This window comes from Leptospira hartskeerlii, assembly GCF_002811475.1.
Taxonomy (GTDB): domain Bacteria; phylum Spirochaetota; class Leptospiria; order Leptospirales; family Leptospiraceae; genus Leptospira_B; species Leptospira_B hartskeerlii.
Genome location: NZ_NPDL01000011.1, coordinates 1 through 23,427, shown reverse-complemented (window position 1 = coordinate 23,427; position 23,427 = coordinate 1). Strand labels below are relative to the sequence as shown.

Here is a 23,427-nt window from a genome sequence, read left to right as displayed (position 1 = left end):
AATATGTAAAATGAGCATTCGGTTCAGGATTTCACTTTATCTATCGGTGGTATTACTTTCCGGTTCGATCATTTTGACCGTGATCAACTCGGTTGGATCTTATTTTAGTTTGAAGTATCAGGTAGAAGACGGATCCAAAATGGCTGGAGAAAGATTCGCTTATGAAGTAAAGGATTTTTTGGATTCGGCCTTAGGTTCTCTCAGAGGAACTCAATTTCTATTAGAATCTTCTAAACCAGGCAGAGAAGAAGTTGTGGCTGCACTCTGGAAATTGGTTGAGGCCAACCAATACTATTTCGGGACCTGGGTTGTATTCGAACCGAACGGTTTTGATGGACAGGATGCAAGATTCAAGAATAAACCTCCTTATCACGATGGCACAGGAAGATTCGTGCCTTATATCAACAAATCGAAAGGTGCAGTTACAGTAGAGCCTGTAATATATTACGAAAATCTGGATGAGTCAGGTGCGTTTTATACTGTTCCTAAGAAGTCACTTCATGATTTTGTTGCGGATCCTTTTTCTTACCCTGTTGGCGGAAAGGAAGTGCTAATGGTTTCTTTAGTGAAACCTGTGTTTAGGGGAGGGAATTTTTCCGGAGTCGTAGGCATTGACCTCGCTATGGAAAATTTACAGGAATTATTAGGACCTATCAAACCATTTAGAGGAGAAGGGTATCTTACGCTCGTTTCTCCTAATGGGACTTATGCGGCAAACGGAAAGGATCCGTCCTTAGTCGGCAAAAAGAACCCGGACCAAGAATGGCTGAAACAAATCACGGAAGGTATCTCAAAAGGAAAACCTTTCTCTCTGCATGAGGGAGGAGAAGGTCATCATTTTTTCCCGTTTTTATTAGGAAATTATGATAAACCTTGGGCGGTAGAGGTTTCGATCCCTGATTCTATTTTCTGGTCTGACATGAGGGGAGTGATCTTGCAGACGATCCTTTCTTCTCTCATTATCATGGTGGTGATCCTGATCATTCTGAATTTGATCTTCAATAAACTCATCACAACGGGGTTGTTGGAAGCGATCGGTTTCTCCGAAAAGATTGCGGACGGCGATCTAACTTCTGAAATCAAGATCGTAAGAGAGGACGAAATCGGTAAGCTATTGAAGTCCATGGATATGATGAAAGTGAATCTTTCTAAGATCATTCTAGATATCAAAACTTCTTCTACCAAATTAAATAGCACCTCGGATCAGATGGCAGAGTCGAGTCGCAACTTCTCGGATGTCGCGCAGGCGCAAGCTTCTGCAGCGGAAGAATCTTCCGCTGCGGTAGAGGAACTTGCGGCTTCAGCGGAGAATGTTCGTAGCTCGATGGAAAAAGCGATAGAGAACATGAAGGAGATAGATACAAACGTAGTTCTTCTTAGGGAGCAAATCGGAACAATCAATAACGAGATGCAAACATTATCGCAAGTAGCCTCAGAATCGCAAGAACGCGCAGTTACGGGTGAGAAAGCAATGGGCGCAACGAACCAAGCGATGGATGAGATAGGAGAAAGTGCGAGTCGAATCAATGAGATCTTATCTATCATTACTGAAATTTCCGAGAAGACAAACCTTCTTGCGCTCAACGCAGCGATAGAAGCGGCACGTGCAGGGGAGGCAGGTAAAGGATTTGCAGTAGTTGCAGAGGAGATCAGTAAGCTTGCATCACAGACTTCATCTTCTGTCCAAGAGATTGGAGAGCTAGTCGATTCTACTAATAATGCAGTTCATAATGGAAACACTAAGGTTAAAGAAGCAAGTGATATACTTCGTAAGCTAAGAACGTCAGTGGACTCCTTCGGATTATCAGCGAAGAAGGTGCTGGAATCAGTTCGCACTCAAGAGAAGAACACACAAGACATCCATCAATCTGCAAATTTCCTAATGAGTTTCAGTTTACAGATAGAAGAAGCTGTGCAGGAACAGAAACGAGCAACCGATGAGATCACTAAGACGATCGTAAGTATTTCGGAAGGAACTCAGGAAGTTGCTTCCGGAGCGGACGATTTGACTTCTTATTCAGGAGAGATGCACGGGCAGTCCGATGGACTTCTCAAATCTGTGGATAAGTTTAAATTATAAAGGTTCGCACAGACTTCACTGAGCACACAGAGTTTTGGATTTGTTGGAGTTCCTATATTTGGTCTCTCAGTGAAATCTGTGTGCTCAGTGCGAAATAAGTTACCTCGAAAAAATTCTTTCTATAATTTTTCTTTGAGTAGTTAACGTGTCCTTCCGGATATCGTTTTCCATTTTGAAAATCGGTTTATCATTCTTTAATATTTCTAACTCCCAGGGTTTCTTTTCTAAGATCACATGCACGTAGGAAACAAAAGAGTCTGCAAAAAAATCGTCAGCATTTGCGGCAGAGTATAATGTAGGGAATGGTGTCGAGGAAAGAATTGGATAAATTTTCTCCCAGTTCTCATCTAAAGAAAGAGATTCGGAATAAAAACGGACCTGAGGTCGGACGATAAAAACAGAATCGTCTAAATAACTGACCTTTTCCGATTTCCAAATTCCCTTATAAAATTCAAAGTTTGTATAGGATCTTTTGGAAGAGAAAAAGCTTGGACCGATCTTTTCCGTTTCGGAAAGAATATGGCCGAATTCATGTAATAGAATATAACGAAGTGCATTCGCTTTAGTATTTTGTTTTTCTTCTTCTATCCGGATACGTATCTTTACGTTTTCTTTTTGGAATGCTGAATTTTCCTTATAACTAATCCAATCGTTAGCGTTTCGATTTAGAGTGTTCGCATCTAAGATCACAAATCCACCGACTGACTTGCCATCTTTACGAACGATCCCAGTAACTGCAGAGCCTCCTAAATTTTCGCAGACATAAATACGTAGAAGTTTATTTTTAAGAAGAGAGGAAACTGGCCCGGCTTGAGAAGTCAGAGCATCTAACAGTGTAGCTTTGAATGTCTCGACATCTTTAATCGGAGTAGGTGATTCGGTAAATCCATCTATTCGGTTCAATTCATTCACGTAATCCGAGGCATATTTATCTAAGTTAAAGATCCTAGAGGACCAGTCTTCAGATTCCAACCCGACATAGTTCTCTATCTTAGATAGTGGTGTAGAAGAAAGAATATCTGCATAGGGATTTGGATCTCCTGCTTCTTCTTTGCAGGAGTAGAAGGTTTCAAAAACAAGAATGAATAGGACAAACAATCGACACATTTCATTCATTAGCTTGGATTTCTTTCCATAGAACATGCGGCTTTGAATATGGAAAACTTGAGCTAGAACGAAAAGTATTTTTCTTTGCATCGCAAAAAATCAGAAAGAGAAAGATGGGGATATTGATTTGCATTTCATAGGCCCTTTGTAAGATTTGTGCCTGTCTCTCATGAAGACCGATATCTTTTTTTATAACACTTGCAGATTTCTCCGCAATTTTGCTCGGATTTCTTTTTTGTTATGTATAGTCGTTTTGTTTCTTCATGGAATCTCAATTTTTTCGGATGTGACCAATCCTTGGGAACTTCCTAAAGATGAGAGGATCTTGAATCGCAAGGATGTGAGTCATATCGTTTTAGAGACAAGACCAGGCGGATTTCGCGTTACTTTACTGATTAACGAAAGATTTCCGTATAACTATAAATCAAAATCAGCCGCTTTCTATTATTCTAATATTAAGGATTCTAAAGAAGGTTTGGAATTAGCGGAAAAATTAGATCGATATCTTACGTCTGGTTTCAACATGAAGATCAGATTTAACGGATCGGAAATTTACGAATTTATATTAGATGAATCTATCCAATAAAAAAGCTGGAATACTCAACCCTTGGTCTTTCCTAGAAACCGAGTTTAATTACAGAGAAGTAAGCGCATGGAAAGACTTCGTTCGTATCGATCAGTCATTCATTCGATTGGCTTTTTTTCTACACTTCTTAGTTTATTTTTTAGCTCTAATTCCTGAAATACAGAATTCTCCTCATGGCACCATCTATTTTGGTCTCATCTTGAGTTTAAACATTCTGAGTCTTGTTCTTTCTTTTCAAAGAAAATATCTGCCTGCCGTCATTCACGGTACAAACTTTAGTATTATCTTTTTGGTAATGCTGATCTTAAACGAATCCTTTTATAGCTTCGACGATCTTCATAGTTTACAACTTTATAATAATTATTTCCTACTCGTCGGGTTTTTGGTCTTATTCCAAATGTTTCGACTCAAAGTTAAGGGTTGCTTCTTAACTGCGGCTTATTCGATCGTATTACACCTTGGATTCATTTATTTCAAACTTAAGAACGGCCCTCTTCCTGGATTTCCTTTAGTTCTATTCGTTCCGGATGTGGTCTATCTGATCTTAAGTTTGATTGGGACAACGATTGTAGTGATCGTAAGAAGGTTGGTCCGTATTTCTTCCGAGCTGGATTCCGAATATAGATTTTTACAACATGAGCTTCAGATAGCAAGAAAAGTACAGGAAACTTTATTTCCGGAAGATATAAGCATCAAAGGTTTTAAATACGAAGTATTTAGATCGACTCCTAACGAGATAGGCGGGGATTTTTACGATTTTATACAATTAAGAGAGGGGAACACAGGAGTTTTCTTAACCGATATTGCGGGACATGGGATCGCTTCTGCGTTAGTCGCATCATTTATCAAAATTATGGTAGCGACCATGCCTTATCGTCTCAAGCTGCATCCTGTCCGTTTATTGGAATATTTGGACGAGACTCTTCTTCGGCAGTTCAAATCGCATCATGCTTCTGCAGTTTATATATTTTTCGATTTTATTTCCAAGGAGATCCATTTTGCAAATGGAGGACATCCTTATCTGATGCATTCTCAGAATGGAAATGATTTTAGGGAAATTGAAACTACCGGGAGTATATTAGGATTCGGGATCAAAAGGCCGATTGCTGAACTGGTTTCCATGCCGATCCAGTCCGCAGAAAGGTTGTTTTTATATACGGACGGATTGATAGAGAATCGAAATCCACAAGGAAAACAGCTTGGAAGTGAAGGCCTAATTGAAATTCTGAACAGAAATAAGTCTTTTACCGATTTAAAACAGTTTAAAGAAGCCGTCCAAACCGAGCTCTCCGCATTCTTTCAAGATGCAGAATTCGAAGACGATACACTTTTCCTGATCATCGAGATGGAGTAAATAAATGAGCGAATCACTGATTCATCTGCAAAAAGAAGGCAAGCTGGCGATCTTAGAGATCAACCGTCCTTCTGCGTTAAACGCATTAAACGAAGAACTATTAAACGAATTAACTAGCGAGATCCATACTTTAGAAAAAGATCCGTCCATCCACGTTGTGATCATCACTGGGCAGGGTAAAGCATTCGTAGCCGGAGCAGATATCGCTAAGATGAAAGAATTGAACGCGGACGGAGCGGAGAAGTTTGCGGCCTTGGGTCAAAGTACATTCGATCGGATCCAAAGAAGTAGATTGGTTTCTATTGCTGCTGTGAACGGTTTTGCATTGGGCGGAGGATTGGAACTTGCGCTTGCATGCGATATCCGCATCGGTTCCGAAAAAGCAAAATTAGGACTTCCTGAAGTTTCTTTAGGTTTGATCCCTGGATTTGGTGGGACCCAAAGACTCGCAAGACTGATCGGTTATGGAAGAGCGGTAGAACTTATCTTTACTGGAGATATGATCGGCGCAGAAGAAGCTTATCGCATCGGTATATTAAATAAACTTGTTAAAGATGGAGAAGACCTGATCTCCGCCGCTAAAACAACTGCGGAATCCATTCTCAAAAAAGGACCTATCGCAGTCGCGACCGCTAAATCGGTCATACTAAACGGATTAGACATGCAATTGTCCAAAGGACAAGAGTTGGAGAAAAAAGAATTTTCAAATCTATTCTCCGGAAAAGAATCCAAGGAAGGAATGGGAGCATTCTTAGAAAAACGTCCTCCTAATTTTTGAGGGTCCATGAAAACTTTCAGAATCGTTCTGTTATCTTTTCTATTCTGTCTTCCGATGGCGGGTTGGGGAGAATATAATTCTCCCTTATACTTGGAAAAAACCACCATCTATATTGGAGAGCACGCACTCCTTGTAGAAGTGGCAAACACTGATGAGTCCAGACAAAGAGGATTGATGTTCCGTAAGAAATTAGGAGAGAATGAAGGAATGATCTTCATCTTTCCTACCGAGGACCATTTATCTTTCTGGATGAAGAATACTTTAATACCTTTGAGCATAGGATATTTCTCAAAAGACAAAAAGCTCGTCGATGTTTACGAAATGGCCCCGAACCAAACACAAGTTCTGTATCATTCTACCCAAAAGGTAATGTATGCAGTGGAAGCAAATCCTAGATGGTTTGCGAAACGTGGGCTCGGAAAAAGTTCTATTTTAAAGATTGAGAGTAGATATATAGGAAAATGATCCGCCCTTTGAGGACGGATCATCTTTATCGATTAGAGAGACTCGGAAGCTCTCAATTGAAGATCTTGTAAACTTTGAGCTTCTACTACTTTAGAAGATTTTAATTTACCTTGTTCAGTAAGTTTTAAGATCACTTGGGATCCTACAGATTGAGAAGTAACTTCGATCTCGGAAAGTTGTCCCTCTCTTTCTACGAAAAATTTTCCAGGCTGAGAGCGGAAAGCAGTCAGAGTTTCCGATTTTCCTTCTTTAGAAACGGCAGTCAGATCCAATCTGGAACCGAACTCAGTATATACTAAAGTCAGTTTTTCTCCATCTTGCTCGAAAGATTTTGCGTATCTTCCTTCTTTATCGTACTCGTTTAATCCTACTGGGTTACTTCCGGACCAGAACTCGATCAGGTTGAAAAGAAGAAAGTCGATAAATCCACCGATTGCCATTAAAAATCCGAAAGGAATATAGAACAGAACCGTTTTTACGATTTTTGCAAGAAGGCCACCGCCTACATTGATCCCGTCGTTAGCATTGTAAAAAACTCTTACAAGCGCGAATTTTCCGAAACAGTTCGCTAAGGAACCGAAGCTAGCTCCTACCAGTACCAAGGTTAGGATAATTTTTTTTAATACGTTTTTCACCATTGAAAACGGAACTCCTTTATATGAATGGAATGCGAAACTACGATTAAAGTATTGAAAAAATCTTGCAAGAGATTTACATCCTTCCTTCTGTTTTGTAGGACAAAATCTTGACTGAGAAATTTCCGGGCTAAACTGATCCAATAAAGGGAAGAGAATCCCTTGACCTAGTTCCAGTCTCGATATTTCTGGACCGAAAGACGGATTAAAACAATAAAGCCGTTCTTTAAGGGCTGATGCCCATTGATTTAGGGAACCTACGTGATCTTTCCCACACTTGAATTTTTTCTTTTTTTCTCCCTTGTATTTGTTACCCATTGGTATATTTTACCGGCGCTTATTCCGGAGCCAAAACTACGCAAATCGCTCATCCATATCTTCCTACTCATCGTGAGTTATATCTTCTATATGAGTTGGAACTGGAAATTCGGCGGGTTGATCTTATTATCCACCGTAATCGATTTCTTTTTAGCGGATCTGATCTTCGAATCCAAGGATCAAGTATTACGTAAGAGGTTGATCGTCATCAGTTTGGTGCTGAATCTTGTATTCATTTTAGGATTTTTTAAATATTACGGATTCTTAACTGAGAATCTGAATGCACTCTTACATTACTTTGGTTTTCCGAGCTTATTCCCTATTCTTAAAATAGTTCTTCCCGTCGGGATTTCTTTTTATACGTTCCAGAGTTTGAGTTATACGATAGATGTATATAGGGGAGTGATTCCTTCAGAGAAAAATTTCATTAGATTTGCATTATTTGTTTCCTTCTTTCCTCAGTTGGTAGCCGGACCGATCGTAACTGCCAAAAGCTTTTTGCCTCAACTTCAAACAGAGAAGAAGATAGAAGACATTCCGTTTAGAAAAGCGATCCGCTATTTTCTAATGGGATATTTTAAGAAGGTTGTGCTATCGGATAATATTTCTCCGATCGCGGACCTTATTTTTAAAAATCCGGATGTATATTCAACAGAAGCACTTTGGTTAGGCGCATTTCTTTTCTGGGTGCAGGTATATTGCGATTTTAGCGGTTATACCGATATGGCATATTCCGCGGCCCTTCTCCTGGGTTATCAGTTGCCTGAGAACTTTAGGATGCCTTATATTTCTCAATCCGTCACGGAGCATTGGAGAAGGTGGCATATCACTCTTTCCAGTTGGCTCAGAGACTATGTGTATATTTCCTTAGGTGGAAATCGTGCAGGAGTATTCCGTCATAGATTCAATGTTTGGTTCACAATGTTTGTGGCTGGAATTTGGCATGGAGCCAATTGGACCTTTTTGATCTGGGGGTCCATACAAGGCGGATTTCTATTAATAGAATCTGTATTAAAAGAATGGAAAGCGAAATGGTTCCCGAACCTCACGATTTCGAACTCTTGGGATAAGGCACTAACTCCCGTTAGAGTATTATATGCAAGCTCAGTGGCTGTAACCTTCGGAGTAATATTCAGATCTGCAAATATAGAATCCGCTCTGAAAATGATCCACGGAATGTACGTGTATCAAAGCGGAGAACTTAGACCTTATATGTTAAAGCAAGGGATCCCCGCGATACTTTGTGTGATCGTTGGACATTATCTAGGTTGGCTTATTTATGAAAAAGGAAAGGAGTTCAAGATACCAGTTTGGTTGGAATTTTCTCTTTATCCATTGATCGCATTTTGTTTTGCGATCTTAAGTCCTGATGGAGAGATCCCTTTTATCTACTTCGACTTTTGAAAAAAGTAAAACGCTGGACACTTGTCGAATTCGTTTCTAATTTGAACTCTTATCGATGAGCGAGCCCGATCAAAAACCTAGGAGTCCCAGATTTTATCCGAGAGATTTCGACGAGTACATCGTGCAGGTCGATTCAGGGCTCATTACGTTAGAAGGTAAACTCGGTAATATTTCCGAATCAGGTATCTGCATTTTAATGAGCGGAGAGGATCTACCGGGCTCCATTCCGATCGAAGGTTCTGTCATCGAAAGAAGGACCGGTAAACGTCTAGAATTTTTAGGCGACGTAGTGTGGAAAATTCCAAAGCAGGTGGAATCCAAACGTAAGTTCTTATACGGAGTACGTTTCAGAGATCCTTTAGAACTGACAGAGTCTTTAATACTCATCAATCTTTCTTTAGAAGGTTAAAATCCTAAAATAGCATACGATTGCGCGAAATTCCTTACGTCATATTTTTATTGCAAAGGTCAGGGAAGAGCCTACCTATGTCGTAAAGGCTTCTAATGATCGAAACCGATAATCCTCAACGCAAACAAACCGTAAGAGAAAAAGAAATCCAACTTCTAAAACGGATCAAAGAAGGGGATGACAAGGCATATATAGAGCTTACTGGCCCCTATCGAGAAAGATTGTACAGAAAAGCTGTCTCCATGGTAAAAGATGGAGATGACGCAGAGGATATTGTACAAGATGCACTAATCTCAGGATATCGCTCCATACGCAATTTTAGGGCCGAATCCGGGGTATATACCTGGCTGTACCGGATCGTGGTCAATAAATCTAAGGACCTTCTGGCCAAAAGAAAGAGAGCCAGAGAGAATTCCATGGACGATTCGGAGTTCCAGGTCACCGACGATCGTATCAGCTTCGAAAAAAAAGTAGAACTTTCCGACGAGAGTAACTATCTAATCAACAAAATAGGCGAACTCGAGGATATATACAAAGAAGTCATCGAGCTCCGATATTTCGAGGAAATGTCCTATTCACAAATAGCAGAGATTCTCGGAACCAATATTGGAACAGTCAAAAGCCGGCTCTTTAAGGCAAAGGAATTTTTGAAACATCTGATTATGAAGGATGGGAAGAGCGAAGGCTTTTTTAGGTAGTAAGGTATGGAAAGACAAATAAGTAAACAACAGGGAACAAAGTTCGGATTCTCTTCCATTTTTCAGAAAGAAGATCCGGATCACGTTAAATTAGAAAACTCTCTGGTTCGAGCGGTCTCCGAACTGCGAACGGAACAGATGAAGGATATCAGCCTCTCCAAGGACTTCAATCTTCGATTAGAAAATCTACTCAAAGATGTCCGCTTCGACGAAGAAACCTCTTGGTCCAAATTCTCCCGCAGTTTTGTCTGGAACCGCTCCTTCCAATACTCTCTCAGCGCCGCTCTCGCAATCCTAGTTCTCGCAGTTACAGTAGGTCGCTTTTCTTCTTCTAACGAAACAAGTTTGGCAGAAAGATCCGGAACTCTTACAGTAGGCGAAGATCGCGAGTTTGTAGATCTTCCTTCTTCTGCTAGAGTAAATGTGGATCTGAATTCACGTCATCTACTCGAGATTTCCAAAAATCCCCAAGCTTCTAAGACTTTAGGTTCTTTAGAGCAATACTTTATTGAAAAGGGTGATTATAGAACGGCTCAAGAGATCCGCCACGTTCTGGAATCAACTTCTAAGTAAAATGTGGTTAGCTGCGGTTTCACTCGAAGCCGCAAAGAGCGCTAAGTTTTTCGAAAAGTATCCCGAATCTTCTTTTCTTAGCGCCTTGGCGTGGAATATTTTTTCAGCTAAACCTTCAATCTTTTGTGATATAAATTCGGGTCTAAAGAATCCAGGATGCGTTTTGCTTCCTGGGCTACTTCTCCATAAAGAATCGAAGTTCTGGAGTCGAGTAAGGCGCAGCAAAGTTGGATCATTCTACACTTTACCTTAAATTCAGTTCCGCCCTTTCGTAGTCCCAATGAGTCTCTCAGTCTAAATAATTCGGAACGATATGCTTCCAATTCCTTGTCGCTCATTTTGCGGATTTCTTTGAATACTCCTCTTTCGAGAAGAAGAACAGGCAATGCTTCTTTCAGTTCACCTTCTTCCTTAAATTCTTCTCTCAAGATCCGTATAGCGGAGAAGATAGGCTCTGAGCGAACGGATTCCAATCGGATCGCGCTCGGTTCTTTTAAAAAAGCCTCTCTATATAATAAAAGTCCCTGTGCTTGTTGCCCGCTTAAATAAGTACATTCTGCTCTAAAAAATAATAACTCAGGGGAGAATCTTTCCAATCCGGCAGAGTCTCTCAATACTTCGGAAGCAAGATCCGTATCTTCTGCGAGTAATAGTCTGTAAGCAAGTTCTGCGATGAGTCCCGGAGAAAGTGATTGGATGCCTTCTTTTCTAAGAGCGATACGCACTTGGTCTGTGGTTTCTTGTAGGATAGAACTCATCGCAGAATGATAAGAGAGTTCTTTTGGGAATGATTTATTTTTATAGACTGAATCGAAATCTTTCAGGAATTCTAATAGAAGCCCTGTTCTTTCTCTTCCTTCTTTTGTGAGATGGATCCGATCTATTCTATGATCCCAAAAAGAAGAAATATAAAACCCCGAGGCAAACTCGGGGTTTTCCGGATCTTCTTCCAATAGGGAATCGAATAAGTTTCGAGAGAGTTCGAACTCTCCTTCGGATAAATGTTTTATCGCTTCTTCGTACTTCCTGTCTTGGTCCATCAATGAGCGGCTTTTTTATCGTGATGTTTACTTACTTGTTTTACGATCTTATCTTCCAAGCCATCTATGCAGGAATAAATATCTTTGTCTTCGTGTTGCGCATTAAATTTACTTCCGTCCGCGGCTAAATTCAGATTAGCGCTGATCAATCCATGCACTTGTTCGAATGAAATTTCCATCGATACTAACTTTTGTATATATTTAGAGACTCGTTCTAATTTTTTTTCGGCATAATCCTCTGCCGTTCCTGAATGATCTAAATTTTTCCAATTAAAAACGATTTTCATGTAAAGCCTCCGCGGAATTCTATTTATTGGCTTCTCAAAGTTTTATCATAGCACGAATGCAGATCAGAAAAAACTAAAGAAACGTATTTTGGGACGGGGAAAGAAAGGGAGTCATCCCAACCCAGGAATTCCTGTAAGATTAGGATGGAAAAAATCAGAGTCAAATCAAAAAAAGCGCCCGCCCCGAAAGGGGCGGACCAGGGAAGTTAGAACTAGAGATGGGATGATTTCCGAGTGCTTCTTAGTCCTTGTTTAGAGTCAGGCTTGGCTGTTTCGCAAAAGCCAGGCTGCATGCTTCCTGGTATTTTTTAAGACCTTCTTCCTCTGCGTGTAGAGCGGAATCAAGGTCACCAATCTTTTGGTATACATGGATAACTTCTTTAATGTTCTCTAAGGCTTGGCAGGATTTGCCGAGACGGAATTCGGAGATGGATTTCAGGTAAAGAACAAGAGCGTATCCGGAACTTTCTTTATCACCGATTTTTGTTCTCACAGCCAAGGACTGATCGTAAAAAGCGATTGCACCTTCGTAGTCCCTGGTTTTTTGTTTTAGGCTACCCAGGGCAGTAAGCTTATTTGCCAGCTGGGTATCTGTCTCCGGTGCGTAGTTCTTGAGCGAACTTTCGATCACACTGGTCTCAGGTTCTGCATAAATTGCAGTGGAGATGCTTAAAATCAGGGCAATTTTAATTATTTTGTTCATCTTTTTATCTCCCAGCCGGGGCTTTGTATAATATAGTGCAAGCACCGTGCCAAGTTTCTGGGATTTTTCCGATTTTTTATTTCTGAAACCTGAAAATTTCCCGGAAGCTTAGTATCACTATAGCCTTTTGGGTTGTGGATGTATATGGGGAGGGGTGTAAGGAGTTCCTTCCACCCCGTTAGGAAGGTATTAAAGAGAAGAAGCTGGACTGGTTTTTAGATCGGTGCCTCTTCCAGCTCTAAATCTGCTGATTTTTTACCCTGTTCGAATGGGTATTTCATGCTGGTAAGGCTTGCGATCTCGTGCATACAATCATGTAGGAAATCTTCTGGGTCCATATCCGGCTCTAAATACCTGAGTTTCCCAGCACGAACGATCAGGCTGGTCCTACGCAAAAATCCTCTCGGCTTATATTCCAATCCCAGGCAAAGAACTGCTAGAGGTTCTTCCGGTTTTCCTACTATGAATCTGAATCCGCCAGGGCGGCCCTTTCCCATTTTATAAGGAACTGTGGTTTGTTCCGGGAAGATCACGAGCATATTGCCTTCGTTCAGGACCTTCTTCGCAAATAGAAGATCGTTCTTACTTTTTCTGGGTTCTTTTCTATTCAGAGGAATTCCTCCGCAGCGAAGGAAAAAATCAAAGAACATGGGAGAAGCAAGGGAATCCTTCATGATCGCCCAGATATCCATTCTTCTATGATATAATGCTTTGGCGAGTCCGAGAGGGATATCGTCATTCCTTTGATGTTTGGATAGTACTAGGACCTTTCCAGTTTGAGGCACATTTTCCAATCCATGAGCTTCTGTTTTATAAAATAAGGATCCGTAGAGTCTTCCGAACCAGCGTAACGCTTTTCTGGCTAATTCAGAACTTCCAGGATGAGGCTTTTGTATATTCTTAGATGACATTATTGAATTAGAGATATGTTCGTGCAGAAGGTTGCAAAATAGCGCAGATATTTTTCGTATTCTATGGTTTGAAAACGGATAGCCTTTGCATGGAATTCTTCTAAATTCGTTTTGGAAGGTCTGCCGGATGGTCGCGCTTTCTTTTCTGATCGAGTGGATTTTTCCCTCATTCGGAGAGTTTGTGAGGAAAGTCCGGACACCATAGAACCACGGGACCGGGTAATTCCCGGAGTTCGGGATCGTAAGAAACCGGATATGGAAAGTGCAGCAGAAAATATACCGCTAGTTTTCTAGTAAGGGTGAAATGGCGGGGTAAGAGCCCACCGCCGCTTTTGCGAAAAAGCGGGCAATGTAAACCCTCCCGGGTGCAATCTCGAATAGGCGGCCATCGTTGGTTCTGCAGGGCCGTGGGTAGAGAGCAAAGAGTCTTTTCGGTAACTGAAAGACCAAGATAAATGATCATCGCTCGCAAGAGTACAAAATCCGGCTTACACGCAGATCTTCCACTGACATTATATGAATTTTATAAATATGGAATGGTATACAAGAGAAACGATCCTGGTTTTAATACTTGGATCCGTTTTCGCTTTTTCTCTTACATATACATTCGAGTATTTTATCAAACAAACGGATCGACTTCAAAAGGATACGAAACGATATCTGAGGCTTCCCGTATTTTATAGATTCGCGGGTTTCTTTTTAATCTTATTGGTCCCTATTGTTCTTTTAGGAGATTCTTATTTTAATTTTCAGAAGAATGGTATCTTCAGTTTTCCGGATCCTGTTTTGTGTTTGGTGTCGTTTCTCCTTTTTCTGATAGGAACCTTGCTAATACTCTATTGTAAAAATTATAAGATCATATTAGAGCTGGATGCAATTTTGTCTAGAGGGGTTTTTCGAAAACATAAAAGGATCCTTTGGCGAGATATTAAATCGGTCCAATTCGAAAAGTCTGCTTTTTTTCTTTCCGATGGTAAAGAGAAGATAGAGGTAGTTACTCTTTTATCCGGGTTCGAAGTATTTCTTTCTACTTTGGAAGGATCCGTTTCGCCTGATCTATATAAAGAAGCGTTCCAAGCGTATAAACAGTTTCTGAAAAAATCCTGATTTCCAGAATCGGTCCCTTCGATTTTTCTAGCAGTATGTCTAAACCGGAAAGATACCGATACAGCGTTCAGCAAAAAGTTGCCTGGGGAGATATGGATGCCTTCGGCCATGTGAATAATGTGGTCTATGCAAGATATTTCGAAACTGCAAGAGCCTCTTTCTTCGATGATATGGATCTTTGGGAATCTCCTCAGAAGCCAATGGAAGGTGGGCCAGTCCTTACTCATATTGAAATGGATTATAGAAAGCAGGTCCGTTTTCCTGAAACGATTGATATTTCCGTAAAATTGGAATCCGTTAAAAACAGATCTTTTTCAATCGTTTGTTCTATGTGGAATCAGGCAGGGGAATGCGTGTTGACTGGAAAAGCCGAACTGTTATGGTTTAATTTTTCTACCGGAAAACCGGCGGCGATTCCAGATGCCTACAAGGAACAATTCTTCCAACAAAATAAATGAAACTCCGGCAATCACAAGCGTAAAAGAATTTTTATCAGAGGAGTCCCTTTCGCGATTTCGTTTCGCGATGTTCCTTTTTCTTTTTTTCGCCGGATTCGGTTTATTGTTAGGCGATCCTGCCTCCGAGGGTCTTTCCGATCCAAGATGGATGAGGGTCGCTCATGTTACATTAATTTGTATCTCCTTATTCTTAAGTTTTAAATTCGAAAAATTTAAAAGATACTGCGAGTCGATTTTGCTATTCCATTTCGCAGTGATGAGTATCCATTCATTTTATCTTTTGTATGTGAACGGTCTATATCTAGGCTATTTATTCGGATTGATACTCGTTGTATTCAGCACAGGGGTTTCCATTAATAACCGAAGGATTTTGATCCCGTCCCTTCTTCTTTTCATTTCGATCGCATTCTTTGTCGGGATACATGTGAAAGATCCTAAGATAGATGTGGGGATGTATTATTTCGGTCTAATCTCTTCCGGAATTTTGTCGGTGCTTGTGATCGGTTTTAGAATGAGAACATTCGAGACCCTATTAGCGGCCGACGTTCAGATGGAAAAATTCCAGGTCAATATAGAAGGAGAATTGTCTATCGCTCAAAAGACTCAAAAAAGTCTCGTGGATCTTGAATTTCCGGAAGCTGGCAATTTTAGGATCTATTCTTATTTCAAACCTCTGGAAAGTGTGGGCGGGGACCTCATCAAAACAAATCTGGGCAAAGAAGGGGAACTTGACTTTTTCTTTGCAGATGCTGCGGGTCATGGAGTTTCCGCAGCAATGGTTTCTGCGATGGCGGTGATGGCTTTTAAGACGACTGCTCCCGTTGCGGAAAGTCCATCCAAAGGTTTAACTCGGATCCATGAGTCTTTAATGACTATGATCGGAGGATTTTTTATCACCGCAGTTTATATGAGATTGGACCTGGAGAAAAAAAGTCTGACCTATTCTTATGCGGGCCATCACCCTGCCGCTTTGATCAAGTCGGACGGTTCTGTGCAAGAGTTGACCGGGAAGGGTACGGTGTTACTTGCACTTCCTAAACTATTCAATCGAGACTATGAAATCCTATTAGAACCTGGAGATCGAGTCGTATTGTTCTCCGATGGAATGTTCGAGTTTTATCTAAAAGAAAAAGAATTTTTCGGCTACGATGCATTTTTAGATCTAATACGCGATTATACATCTCTTTCTGCCAGAGTATTTTTAGATTCTCTTGGAGACGCTGTGTTGGGCCTACATTCTTCTCCGCCTAAAGACGATATGACCATGCTACTTTTAGAGGTTCTATAGGGGCCTGTCCCAAAAGGTCCCTCGGACTATAAACAAAAAACATCTTGCTCTTCTTGTGGGAAGAGTTAGGATCACTGCCCATGTGCGATACTTTTGTTGCCACTCCGGATTCGACTTCTTCCGGAAAAATGATCTTCGGAAAAAATTCTGATAGAGAACCGAACGAGCCCCAATGTCTGGTGCGATATCCCGAAAAAATATCTAAGGAAAGCCAGCAAAGACTTACCTTCATAGATGTTCCAAGTTCTAAAAAATCCAGAGAAGTTTTGATCTCTCGCCCTCTTCAAATGTGGGGAGCGGAGATGGGTGCAAATTCAAAAGGTGTTGTGATCGGTAACGAGGCAGTATTCACCAGGCTTAAGATCGGAAAGAAAAATGATGGCCTTACCGGGATGGATCTTTTGCGCCTGGGATTAGAACGTTCCGACACTGCTGCGGATGCAAGAGATCTTATCATAGAATATTTAGAAAGATTCGGCCAAGATGCATGTGGCGGTTATTCCAATCGGGACTTCTTCTATCATAATAGTTTTATAATCGCCGACCCTAAGGAAGCTTATGTTCTGGAAACTGCGGACAGATATTGGGCTTGGAAGAAGATCAAAGGGTTTTATGCAATCTCCAACGGTCTGACCTTAGGATCCGAGTATGACGGACTCCATTCTCATGCGATCGATTTTGCAAGAGCGAAGGGTTGGTTGAAGAAGGGAGAAAACTTTTCCTTTAAAGAAGCTTTCTCAGATTCTCTTTTTACTACTTTCAGTAAATGTAAAGTTCGAAGAGAGATCGTTTCTAACGGAGGTAAATTTTTCGGTTCCAAGTTAGGCGTTTCGGAAGCGATGCAGATACTAAGATTAGAAGGTAAAGAAAAGGGAAGTGTTCCGCTTTCCATCAGCCAGGGAGGTTTTCCTTCCAAGAGTATAGGTTATTCTCCTTCTCAGTCCGGGATGGGCTCAGTTTGCCTTCATGCAGGAGGTCCTTTTTCTCCGAACCAAACTACTTCTTCTTTTGTGGCGGAACTAGATACAAATCCAGTGTATTCTCAGTTTTGGGCGACTGGATGTTCTATTCCTTCATTGTCCGTTTTTATTCCATTTTCTATTCCTGGAAAAACTTTCTTGGAAGGAGATATTGTACAACCAGGGGCCAGTCCGGATTCTTCTCTTTGGTGGAACCATGAAATTTTATATAGACTTTGTCTGAAAAATTATGATAAGGCAGTCTCCATCTTTAGTGCGGAATTAAAGGAGAAGCAGGAGAAATATATTCAAAAAGTAGAATATACTCTTGGTTTGAGCAGGAACTTTTCTCTGGATCCGATCACTAAAGAAGCTTTGGAAGAAGTAGATAAACTTTATCGAAAATGGAGAAATCAGGTATTAGAACTTGCGGTGAACGGGAATATACTTCCGAACTTCTGGACTTCTCCACTTTATAATCTGAGCTGGGCGATCTGGAACCGAAAAGCGAGGATCAACTCCAGAGTTCTTAAGGGGACTGATTTGCCTTACGAACCCGCATATTTATGAATTCCACCAAGAGTGAAAATGCCATAGAGAAATAAATATACCCTTTTGGAATATGGAAATGTAGACCGTCTGCGAATAACATCACACCTATCATGATCAAAAAGGAAAGTGCCAAAATTTTCATGGTAGGATGTTCATTGATAAAATCGCTGACCTTTCCTGAAAAGATGAGCATGATCAAAAGTGAAATGACCACTGCAAGAACCATGACCATCAGGTTGCCTGAGAGTCCGACAGCAGTAACAATGGAATCTACTGAAAAAATAATATCCAGAATGATTATCTGAAGGATCACGTTGAAAAAAGTAGGAGAAGATCCTGTTTCCAGATCCGTTTCGCCTTCTTCCATTTTATGATGGATCTCACTTGTACTTTTCGCGATTAGAAATAGACCACCGCCAAGCATGATCAAGTCCCTTCCCGTTACTGTAAAATCTCTCACTTGGAAGAGTCCATTTGTGAGACTTGCAAGCCAACTTACAGTAAATAATAATCCGATCCTAAAACCTAAGGCTGCTAAGAGTCCGATCGTGCGGCCGCTGGTCTGTTGTTCTTTTGGAAGTTTACCGACTACTATGGAAAGAAACACAATATTATCGATCCCTAGAACGATTTCCATTGCTGTGAGGGTCAGAAAAGAGATGATAACGTCTACAAGATGCAAATCCATTGTAGAAAGAAATTCGTCTAAGGACTAGAAAAGCAATCGATTTCCATTCCGGTATCGTAGAAGATTTGAAAGAGAGATGAAATTCCTACCGAAAGAAATTTTGGAATCCCAGGTCGAAGGAAGAAATTTAACTGGCTTAAGTTTCGGGGACAATCTTCCTCAAAAACCTAGTCTGGTCGTTTTTCTGCGACATCTTGGTTGTATATTTTGCAGAGAAACTGTGGAAGACCTTCGTGTTTTCAGTTCCCAAATGGCTGCATTCCCTCCAATTTTGTTTGTATATCCAGACTCAGCGAGAGAAGGAGAAGATTTTTTTTCCAGATTCTGGCCGGAAGCAAAAGCAATTTCGAATCCGAGCGCTTCCTTTTACGAAAGTATACAAATACAAGAAGGCAACTTAATCGAACTAGCTGGTCCCGAAGTTTGGGTGAGTGCAGTGCGGGCTCTTGCAAAAGGAAATTTTTACGGAGTCCAAGGCAGGCATTTACTCAGGATGCCTGGAGTGTTTTTAGTATTGAAAGATAGAATTCTCTGGTCCCATTCTTATCGTCATATTGGAGACGAACCGGACTGGAGTAAAATCCCTGGTTGCACTCCTTTGCCTACGGATGAATACGATCCAGGGATTTTGCCGGCGTAAATTACATTCTATTTCCAGGTGGAGGAGGTGGAAGTGCTGCCTTACATGCAGCGGATAACTTGCTTTCGTTTTCTCTCATGCACTTCATATGACCGGGGCCACGTTCTACGTTCTTGCAATATTTTTCATCGTCAGCCGCGCATGCAGATCTGAATTTTTCAAAACGAGACATCATTTCGTTTATATGATTTTTGCAAGTTTCTGATAATTTGGACATGTATTCTTTCAGACAACGATCGGTTTCGTGACCTGGTCTGGAATCTTTACAATAAGTTTGCCTTTCTGTTTTGCACGGATCTTCTCCTGGAGGTCCTCCAGGGCCGCCGGTAGGCTGAGCGAATACTGCTCCGGTTAATATAAGCGCTAATGCAGAATGTAAAATCAGTTTTTTCATAATGTGGTCCTCTTGCGGGAGTTCGTTTTCTATTCCGACCTAATATAATTAAATTTAGTTTCATTTTGGATTTTTTATCCTTAAGGGGTATTGTTATCCGAATTTAGATAAATTTTATTTTGGAAAAAACTTTCTTCAATCTTTTCTCGGGAACCTTCTTCTCTGACCGGGTTTATCTAGATGCAAAGAATATCTAAATCATTCTCTCACTCAATCAGAGAGAATACGGAGTTTGAATTGAAAAGAAAAGATTTTCTGAAAAGTATATTCGTATCCGGCGCAGTTTTTACGGGACTTGCCAATTCCTGTAATTCTCAAAAGGATAATTCCACGGCTAATCTGGGCTTATTACAAGGAATTCTGGATACTTCTTCCTGCAATGCGGCTGATGTTTCCACTTCTTCCGTATGCGCGTTGATCCCTACAGAAACGGAAGGTCCTTATCCTTTGGATCTGAGTTCCAATTCTTCTTATTTCCGCCAAGATATCACCGAGGGAAAAACAGGGATCCCTTTGAGTCTTATATTAACGATCCAAAACATAAACGATAATTGTAATCCTATCTCCAATGCAAGAGTGGATGTTTGGCATTGTGATAAGGACGGCTACTATTCGGGATACAAAGAATCCGGGTATTTGGGCACTAAGGATTATATCGGTGACACATTCTGCAGAGGAATACAGCTCACGGATAGTTCTGGTATCGTAAACTTTACCACGATCTATCCGGGTTGGTACTCGGGCAGGGTAACTCATATCCATTTCCAAGTGTATCTGAATAACGGACTTGTAGCAACATCTCAAATTGCTTTCCCGGAAGACATTACGAAAGTTGTATATAATACTTCTCTGTATTCCGCTCATGGGCAGAACACGTCCGTTCCGGGAAATTGTTACGATAATATTTTTAATAACTCAACTTCGGATCTAAGTTTGGAATTATGTACGATCACGGAAGATTCTTCCACAGGAGGATATATTGCAAGTCTGACTGTAGGGATCGCTAATTAAAAAAAATCTAAAAAGTTCGTCTTAGTTCCCAATTTAGGCTCTAAGGTGAACGGTTCCATTTTTATATTTATAGAAGATCGGATCTCCTCATTTGAGATCCGATTATGACAAAAAACTCCGAAAAAGACAAAAGGCTGATCTCTTCCGTCGAATTTTATTTCCGAGAAGGGAATTCCGAAAATTTTCTAAAAGAAGCATGGCTCTGGGCCTGGGCACTCGCCAAAGGAAAATACGGTTTAGACGAAGATTCCTGTTCGGAGATCGTTCTGAAATTGGTTTTGGACGCGGAAGAAGTATTACATTTATTCAAGGAAAGAGGATATTCTAATTTCCCCGCATTCTTCACAACATATACTAAAAATTTAATATGGAACCAGAGAAGAAAAGAAATACGGCTTAACCGGAGCGAAATATTATCGGATGGATTCGAAAGATTTTATGACCCAAGGTCTGAATTTACCAAGGAGATATTGAGCCAAAATCGGGAAGCTTCTCTTTTGGTCCGAAATATCCTTTCTGAAATGGATCCGATCACCAGTCTTATTCTTAAATTAAAACATAGGATCCCTTTAAATTTAAAAGAATCCAGATTGTTCTGCTCAAAACTCAAAGAGAAAAAGCTAAAACTCAGAGATTATTATGGAAAAGACGCGGAAGAAGAAAGAAAATCCTGGCTAAGGAAAAAAGAACTGAATGAAAAACTTTCCAGGCTCTACCAAAACATGCAGATCCATCGTTTCGAAAATTTAGAAAGATGGAAAATTTCCCGAAGACAATTGCTCGAAGTATGTGGGTCGGTAACAGAAGAAAAAAGTTTCAAAAAGATAGGATGGTATCTGGGCCTAAGTGAGCACTCTGTCCGAAAGGCGTATTACTTTGCAGTTTCCGAATTAAAAAGAAAAGAAGATCTAAAAAAGATCAGATTTGCAGAAGCCGCTTAAAGATCAGCTTTTGCCTTCTTCCGGTCGGATTGTAGGGATGAAAAGTTTTCTCAAAAGTTTGGATTTGTTTTTGAGTTCCGAAATTTCAGCGATCATGTTTGCAACTAGTCTCTGTCCCGCTTCCATACCTTTGGTGACAGAACGATTCAAAAGTTTGGAGCTTGTGGTTACCATGCTCAATTCGGATTCATCCGGAGAGATTACTCTGATCTTTACGCCCTTAGGAGGAGAATGAATGATCCGGACCGCACGATTGTACATAGTATGGTGCACCTTACTGATCATATGAGAAAGTTTTTTATTAGAAGGATAGGAAAGCCAGCCTTGGAAACCAGGGATCGGATCAGAAAATTCATCCTCAGGACTATTTAAGACAACCGTAATATCCTTATAACCGGCTTGGATGACGGACTCAACAGGGATCGGATCTGAGATCCCTCCATCCCCGTAATATTGCCCGCCCAATTTCCATTTTCCTCTGGTTGCGATCGGCAAAGAAGTCGCTGCTTTCAACAAATTCAACACATTGGAGGCTGTTGCTTTTACGTATTCCGCTCTTGCTTTTGCAAGATTTGTGACCACCACGTAAAAAGGAGAAGTTTCCTTCTTCTCCAAATATTCGGAAGGAAGTCTATACTTGCTCCCGAACAAATAGTCTATTAGATATTCTTGATCTAGGAAAGTTTTACCCCGGAAAGGATTTAAAAAAGAGATCAATTGGCTTCCGGTGAGTTCTTTTCTCCAAATATCTAGGATCTTCAAACCATGCGCATGATCTGTCTCATATCCAGTAGTGTAATAAGCAGCAGCACAGGAACCGGAAGAAACTCCCAAAATTAGATCGAAATATGTAGAAGGCATAGCTTGATTGATCGCATACAAAGCCCCGCCCGCAAAGGAACCTTTCATTCCTCCGCCCGCGACAACCAAAGCCCTCGCACCTTTTTTGGCCTTGGGCAAACCGACTATCATTCCGGACTGTTCCGATTCTCCTGGAGAAAAATATGAGCTCATCTAAAGATAAAATTTTCGACCCTTCTCCATTTGCAAGAAACTTGAAATTCAAAATCCTAAATTCGAATTCGTTTTTTCTTCAAAACCGAAACTTTTTTGCAACTTTGAAAATAGAGAGGAAGGGTTAGGTTATGGCGGCCCCCTCGTTTCACTCGGGTCGAGCTACTCCGGGCTTCGGTCCTTCGGACTACCCCTGCGTATCTCTGCCGCAGGGACAAAAATCTCTGTGATCTCGGTGTCCTCTGTGCGAAATAAAATGAATTATTCTGGAGTCTTGAGGATCTTGTTCAATCCGCCTATGACCGCACCAAACAAGGTATTCACCACAATCAAAGGAACCAGATGAGAATATTGCTCGGGAATGATCACGAGTGCGATCAACCAAGGTGCAGTTAAGATTTCAGTAAGTAGAATAGAACCGATCCATTTAGGAAGACCTGTATTTGAAATGCTAACCACAAGTCCGCAGGAAAACCAAAATAATATGGATTGAAGTAAGATCCAAGTAGAAGTAGTTGGATCTGCTACTCGGATTAAAATCCCTTCTAATGCAGCCATTACCAATCCAATGATAATTGCGTTTCTAACTCTTATTCGATTTTGATTCATACGGCCTTCTTCTTATATTGAGAGAAGGCTAGTCGGTATCGAAAATAAAGTAAAGTGAAATGGAGAAGAATTTTAGGTTTTATGAATATTCTCTTCTCATATATTTACAGCATGACAATAGTCTTCGTCTAAACCTGACATATTTGAATTTTATAAAGTGAATAAAGATATTTCCGAAAGAATCTCCCGTAATTCTATTCGAAATAAATTATTAATTTATAGGTGTGAAATCGTGTCGGATCTTAAGGTGAAATCATGAATTCTTTTCTGGGATTTCTTGTGAAAAACTCCCGAAAATTCTTTTGTTTTCTTTTAATTTTCTTCGGAAATAGTTCTCAATTTTTACAAAAGAGATTTGACCGGTTGAGTGACGTAATTAATATGGTCTTTACGCCTGAAGGAGAACACCCGGGAGGGA

At 40.6% G+C, this 23,427-nt stretch carries 26 protein-coding genes and 1 other RNA gene; 17 read left to right on the top strand and 10 right to left on the bottom strand.

Translation table 11 applies throughout. The features are described 5' to 3' along the window. Window positions 1-10 precede the first annotated feature (10 nt). On the top strand, window positions 11-2,080 hold the full coding sequence (locus CH352_RS17285) for a methyl-accepting chemotaxis protein (protein WP_100706932.1): 2,070 nt from the start codon (window positions 11-13) through the stop codon (window positions 2,078-2,080). Window positions 2,081-2,179: 99 nt separating this feature from the next. Here the strand turns inward: CH352_RS17285 and CH352_RS17280 are convergent, their stop codons facing one another. Beyond that, a complete protein-coding gene (locus CH352_RS17280; RefSeq protein WP_243396329.1) occupies window positions 2,180-3,196 on the bottom strand; it encodes a hypothetical protein in 1,017 nt (338 codons plus the stop codon). 217 nt (window positions 3,197-3,413) lie between these two features. Here CH352_RS17280 and CH352_RS17275 point away from each other — a divergent pair, with 217 nt between their 5' ends. Genes CH352_RS17275 through CH352_RS17260 form a run of 4 tightly spaced genes read left to right on the top strand, consistent with a single transcriptional unit; the run spans window position 3,414 to window position 6,370 of the window. Further along, entirely contained in the window at window positions 3,414-3,773 is a 360-nt protein-coding gene (locus CH352_RS17275; protein WP_423789702.1) for a hypothetical protein, read from the top strand. Continuing rightward, window positions 3,757-5,127 (top strand): PP2C family protein-serine/threonine phosphatase, encoded by a 1,371-nt coding sequence (locus CH352_RS17270; RefSeq protein ID WP_100706933.1) that lies wholly within the window; start codon window positions 3,757-3,759, stop codon window positions 5,125-5,127. Before CH352_RS17275 ends, CH352_RS17270 begins: the two co-directional genes overlap by 17 nt. Window positions 5,128-5,131: 4 nt before the next feature. Then, the gene (locus tag CH352_RS17265) at window positions 5,132-5,905 is read left to right on the top strand and encodes an enoyl-CoA hydratase/isomerase family protein (protein ID WP_100706934.1); all 774 of its coding nucleotides are present in this window, start codon (window positions 5,132-5,134) and stop codon (window positions 5,903-5,905) included. 6 nt (window positions 5,906-5,911) lie between these two features. Further along, window positions 5,912-6,370: a DUF192 domain-containing protein gene (locus tag CH352_RS17260; protein WP_100706935.1), complete on the top strand. Its 459-nt coding sequence runs from the start codon at window positions 5,912-5,914 to the stop codon at window positions 6,368-6,370. 32 nt (window positions 6,371-6,402) lie between these two features. Here the strand turns inward: CH352_RS17260 and CH352_RS17255 are convergent, their stop codons facing one another. Continuing rightward, complete coding sequence (locus tag CH352_RS17255) at window positions 6,403-7,008, bottom strand: DUF3332 family protein (protein ID WP_100706991.1); 606 nt, start codon at window positions 7,006-7,008, stop codon at window positions 6,403-6,405. A gap of 258 nt (window positions 7,009-7,266) precedes the next feature. Here CH352_RS17255 and CH352_RS17250 point away from each other — a divergent pair, with 258 nt between their 5' ends. The 4 genes from CH352_RS17250 (at window position 7,267) to CH352_RS17235 (ending at window position 10,407) form a co-directional block, all read left to right on the top strand. After that, a complete protein-coding gene (locus tag CH352_RS17250) occupies window positions 7,267-8,727 on the top strand; it encodes an MBOAT family O-acyltransferase (RefSeq protein WP_100706936.1) in 1,461 nt (486 codons plus the stop codon). A 55-nt stretch (window positions 8,728-8,782) separates the two neighbouring features. Next, a complete protein-coding gene (locus CH352_RS17245; protein ID WP_100706937.1) occupies window positions 8,783-9,136 on the top strand; it encodes a PilZ domain-containing protein in 354 nt (117 codons plus the stop codon). A gap of 95 nt (window positions 9,137-9,231) precedes the next feature. Next, window positions 9,232-9,834: an RNA polymerase sigma factor gene (locus tag CH352_RS17240; protein WP_086446302.1), complete on the top strand. Its 603-nt coding sequence runs from the start codon at window positions 9,232-9,234 to the stop codon at window positions 9,832-9,834. Between the two features lie 6 nt (window positions 9,835-9,840). Then, complete coding sequence (locus tag CH352_RS17235) at window positions 9,841-10,407, top strand: LIMLP_12425 family protein (protein ID WP_100706938.1); 567 nt, start codon at window positions 9,841-9,843, stop codon at window positions 10,405-10,407. A gap of 107 nt (window positions 10,408-10,514) precedes the next feature. On the opposite strand, the gene CH352_RS17230 is transcribed toward CH352_RS17235, so the two are convergent. From CH352_RS17230 to CH352_RS17215, 4 genes are all read right to left on the bottom strand, one after another. Further along, window positions 10,515-11,447, bottom strand: a complete 933-nt coding sequence (locus CH352_RS17230) for a hypothetical protein (RefSeq protein WP_100706940.1) — start codon at window positions 11,445-11,447, stop codon at window positions 10,515-10,517. Continuing rightward, window positions 11,447-11,734: a ribosome hibernation-promoting factor, HPF/YfiA family gene (gene hpf / locus CH352_RS17225; RefSeq protein WP_086446306.1), complete on the bottom strand. Its 288-nt coding sequence runs from the start codon at window positions 11,732-11,734 to the stop codon at window positions 11,447-11,449. Before hpf ends, CH352_RS17230 begins: the two co-directional genes overlap by 1 nt. Before the next feature lie 241 nt (window positions 11,735-11,975). After that, window positions 11,976-12,437, bottom strand: a complete 462-nt coding sequence (locus tag CH352_RS17220) for a tetratricopeptide repeat protein (protein ID WP_100706992.1) — start codon at window positions 12,435-12,437, stop codon at window positions 11,976-11,978. A 215-nt stretch (window positions 12,438-12,652) separates the two neighbouring features. Then, the gene (locus CH352_RS17215; protein ID WP_100706941.1) at window positions 12,653-13,348 is read right to left on the bottom strand and encodes a lysophospholipid acyltransferase family protein; all 696 of its coding nucleotides are present in this window, start codon (window positions 13,346-13,348) and stop codon (window positions 12,653-12,655) included. A gap of 115 nt (window positions 13,349-13,463) precedes the next feature. Here CH352_RS17215 and rnpB point away from each other — a divergent pair. The 5 genes from rnpB to CH352_RS17190 all read left to right on the top strand — a co-directional run bounded on the left by rnpB (window position 13,464) and on the right by CH352_RS17190 (window position 17,730). Continuing rightward, an RNA gene (gene rnpB, locus CH352_RS17210) (RNase P RNA component class A) lies at window positions 13,464-13,855 on the top strand. Window positions 13,856-13,879: 24 nt separating this feature from the next. Beyond that, window positions 13,880-14,455 carry a hypothetical protein gene (locus tag CH352_RS17205; RefSeq protein WP_243396331.1) on the top strand — a complete coding sequence of 192 codons (576 nt, stop codon included), beginning with the start codon at window positions 13,880-13,882 and terminating at the stop codon, window positions 14,453-14,455. Window positions 14,456-14,490: 35 nt separating this feature from the next. Further along, window positions 14,491-14,913 carry an acyl-CoA thioesterase gene (locus CH352_RS17200; protein ID WP_100706944.1) on the top strand — a complete coding sequence of 141 codons (423 nt, stop codon included), beginning with the start codon at window positions 14,491-14,493 and terminating at the stop codon, window positions 14,911-14,913. Window positions 14,914-15,016: 103 nt separating this feature from the next. Next, on the top strand, window positions 15,017-16,201 hold the full coding sequence (locus tag CH352_RS17195; RefSeq protein WP_243396332.1) for a PP2C family protein-serine/threonine phosphatase: 1,185 nt from the start codon (window positions 15,017-15,019) through the stop codon (window positions 16,199-16,201). A gap of 80 nt (window positions 16,202-16,281) precedes the next feature. Next, window positions 16,282-17,730: a peptidase C69 family protein gene (locus CH352_RS17190; RefSeq protein ID WP_100706946.1), complete on the top strand. Its 1,449-nt coding sequence runs from the start codon at window positions 16,282-16,284 to the stop codon at window positions 17,728-17,730. Here CH352_RS17190 and CH352_RS17185 read toward each other — a convergent pair. Next, a complete protein-coding gene (locus CH352_RS17185) occupies window positions 17,690-18,400 on the bottom strand; it encodes a TerC family protein (RefSeq protein WP_100706948.1) in 711 nt (236 codons plus the stop codon). The genes CH352_RS17190 and CH352_RS17185 overlap by 41 nt on opposite strands. A gap of 76 nt (window positions 18,401-18,476) precedes the next feature. On the opposite strand from CH352_RS17185, the gene CH352_RS17180 reads away from it, so the two are divergent. Then, window positions 18,477-19,040, top strand: coding sequence for a SelL-related redox protein (locus tag CH352_RS17180; RefSeq protein ID WP_100706949.1), 564 nt, complete (start codon window positions 18,477-18,479; stop codon window positions 19,038-19,040). Window position 19,041: 1 nt separating this feature from the next. On the opposite strand, the gene CH352_RS17175 is transcribed toward CH352_RS17180, so the two are convergent. Beyond that, window positions 19,042-19,434, bottom strand: coding sequence for a hypothetical protein (locus tag CH352_RS17175; RefSeq protein WP_100706951.1), 393 nt, complete (start codon window positions 19,432-19,434; stop codon window positions 19,042-19,044). A gap of 180 nt (window positions 19,435-19,614) precedes the next feature. Here CH352_RS17175 and CH352_RS17170 point away from each other — a divergent pair, with 180 nt between their 5' ends. Continuing rightward, complete coding sequence (locus tag CH352_RS17170; RefSeq protein WP_100706953.1) at window positions 19,615-20,445, top strand: intradiol ring-cleavage dioxygenase; 831 nt, start codon at window positions 19,615-19,617, stop codon at window positions 20,443-20,445. Between the two features lie 104 nt (window positions 20,446-20,549). Beyond that, entirely contained in the window at window positions 20,550-21,386 is an 837-nt protein-coding gene (locus CH352_RS17165; RefSeq protein WP_100706954.1) for an RNA polymerase subunit sigma-70, read from the top strand. Between the two features lie 3 nt (window positions 21,387-21,389). On the opposite strand, the gene CH352_RS17160 is transcribed toward CH352_RS17165, so the two are convergent. Both CH352_RS17160 and CH352_RS17155 read right to left on the bottom strand, forming a co-directional pair. Next, a complete protein-coding gene (locus CH352_RS17160) occupies window positions 21,390-22,400 on the bottom strand; it encodes a patatin-like phospholipase family protein (protein WP_100706955.1) in 1,011 nt (336 codons plus the stop codon). A 261-nt stretch (window positions 22,401-22,661) separates the two neighbouring features. After that, window positions 22,662-23,009, bottom strand: a complete 348-nt coding sequence (locus tag CH352_RS17155; RefSeq protein WP_207766683.1) for a hypothetical protein — start codon at window positions 23,007-23,009, stop codon at window positions 22,662-22,664. Between the last annotated feature and the right edge of the window lie 418 nt (window positions 23,010-23,427).

Excerpts from the sequence above, each read along its gene's own strand:
- CH352_RS17285 (WP_100706932.1), top strand. The coding sequence starts at position 11 with ATGAGCATTCGGTTCAGGATTTCACTTTATCTATCGGTGGTATTACTT.
- CH352_RS17280 (WP_243396329.1), bottom strand. The coding sequence starts at position 3,196 with ATGAATGAAATGTGTCGATTGTTTGTCCTATTCATTCTTGTTTTTGAA.
- CH352_RS17270 (WP_100706933.1), top strand. The coding sequence starts at position 3,757 with ATGAATCTATCCAATAAAAAAGCTGGAATACTCAACCCTTGGTCTTTC.
- CH352_RS17265 (WP_100706934.1), top strand. The coding sequence starts at position 5,132 with ATGAGCGAATCACTGATTCATCTGCAAAAAGAAGGCAAGCTGGCGATC.
- CH352_RS17260 (WP_100706935.1), top strand. The coding sequence starts at position 5,912 with ATGAAAACTTTCAGAATCGTTCTGTTATCTTTTCTATTCTGTCTTCCG.
- CH352_RS17255 (WP_100706991.1), bottom strand. The coding sequence starts at position 7,008 with ATGGTGAAAAACGTATTAAAAAAAATTATCCTAACCTTGGTACTGGTA.
- CH352_RS17245 (WP_100706937.1), top strand. The coding sequence starts at position 8,783 with ATGAGCGAGCCCGATCAAAAACCTAGGAGTCCCAGATTTTATCCGAGA.
- CH352_RS17240 (WP_086446302.1), top strand. The coding sequence starts at position 9,232 with ATGATCGAAACCGATAATCCTCAACGCAAACAAACCGTAAGAGAAAAA.
- CH352_RS17235 (WP_100706938.1), top strand. The coding sequence starts at position 9,841 with ATGGAAAGACAAATAAGTAAACAACAGGGAACAAAGTTCGGATTCTCT.
- CH352_RS17230 (WP_100706940.1), bottom strand. The coding sequence starts at position 11,447 with ATGGACCAAGACAGGAAGTACGAAGAAGCGATAAAACATTTATCCGAA.
- hpf (WP_086446306.1), bottom strand. The coding sequence starts at position 11,734 with ATGAAAATCGTTTTTAATTGGAAAAATTTAGATCATTCAGGAACGGCA.
- CH352_RS17220 (WP_100706992.1), bottom strand. The coding sequence starts at position 12,437 with ATGAACAAAATAATTAAAATTGCCCTGATTTTAAGCATCTCCACTGCA.
- CH352_RS17215 (WP_100706941.1), bottom strand. The coding sequence starts at position 13,348 with ATGTCATCTAAGAATATACAAAAGCCTCATCCTGGAAGTTCTGAATTA.
- CH352_RS17205 (WP_243396331.1), top strand. The coding sequence starts at position 13,880 with ATGGAATGGTATACAAGAGAAACGATCCTGGTTTTAATACTTGGATCC.
- CH352_RS17200 (WP_100706944.1), top strand. The coding sequence starts at position 14,491 with ATGTCTAAACCGGAAAGATACCGATACAGCGTTCAGCAAAAAGTTGCC.
- CH352_RS17190 (WP_100706946.1), top strand. The coding sequence starts at position 16,282 with ATGTGCGATACTTTTGTTGCCACTCCGGATTCGACTTCTTCCGGAAAA.
- CH352_RS17185 (WP_100706948.1), bottom strand. The coding sequence starts at position 18,400 with ATGGATTTGCATCTTGTAGACGTTATCATCTCTTTTCTGACCCTCACA.
- CH352_RS17180 (WP_100706949.1), top strand. The coding sequence starts at position 18,477 with ATGAAATTCCTACCGAAAGAAATTTTGGAATCCCAGGTCGAAGGAAGA.
- CH352_RS17175 (WP_100706951.1), bottom strand. The coding sequence starts at position 19,434 with ATGAAAAAACTGATTTTACATTCTGCATTAGCGCTTATATTAACCGGA.
- CH352_RS17170 (WP_100706953.1), top strand. The coding sequence starts at position 19,615 with ATGCAAAGAATATCTAAATCATTCTCTCACTCAATCAGAGAGAATACG.
- CH352_RS17165 (WP_100706954.1), top strand. The coding sequence starts at position 20,550 with ATGACAAAAAACTCCGAAAAAGACAAAAGGCTGATCTCTTCCGTCGAA.
- CH352_RS17160 (WP_100706955.1), bottom strand. The coding sequence starts at position 22,400 with ATGAGCTCATATTTTTCTCCAGGAGAATCGGAACAGTCCGGAATGATA.
- CH352_RS17155 (WP_207766683.1), bottom strand. The coding sequence starts at position 23,009 with ATGAATCAAAATCGAATAAGAGTTAGAAACGCAATTATCATTGGATTG.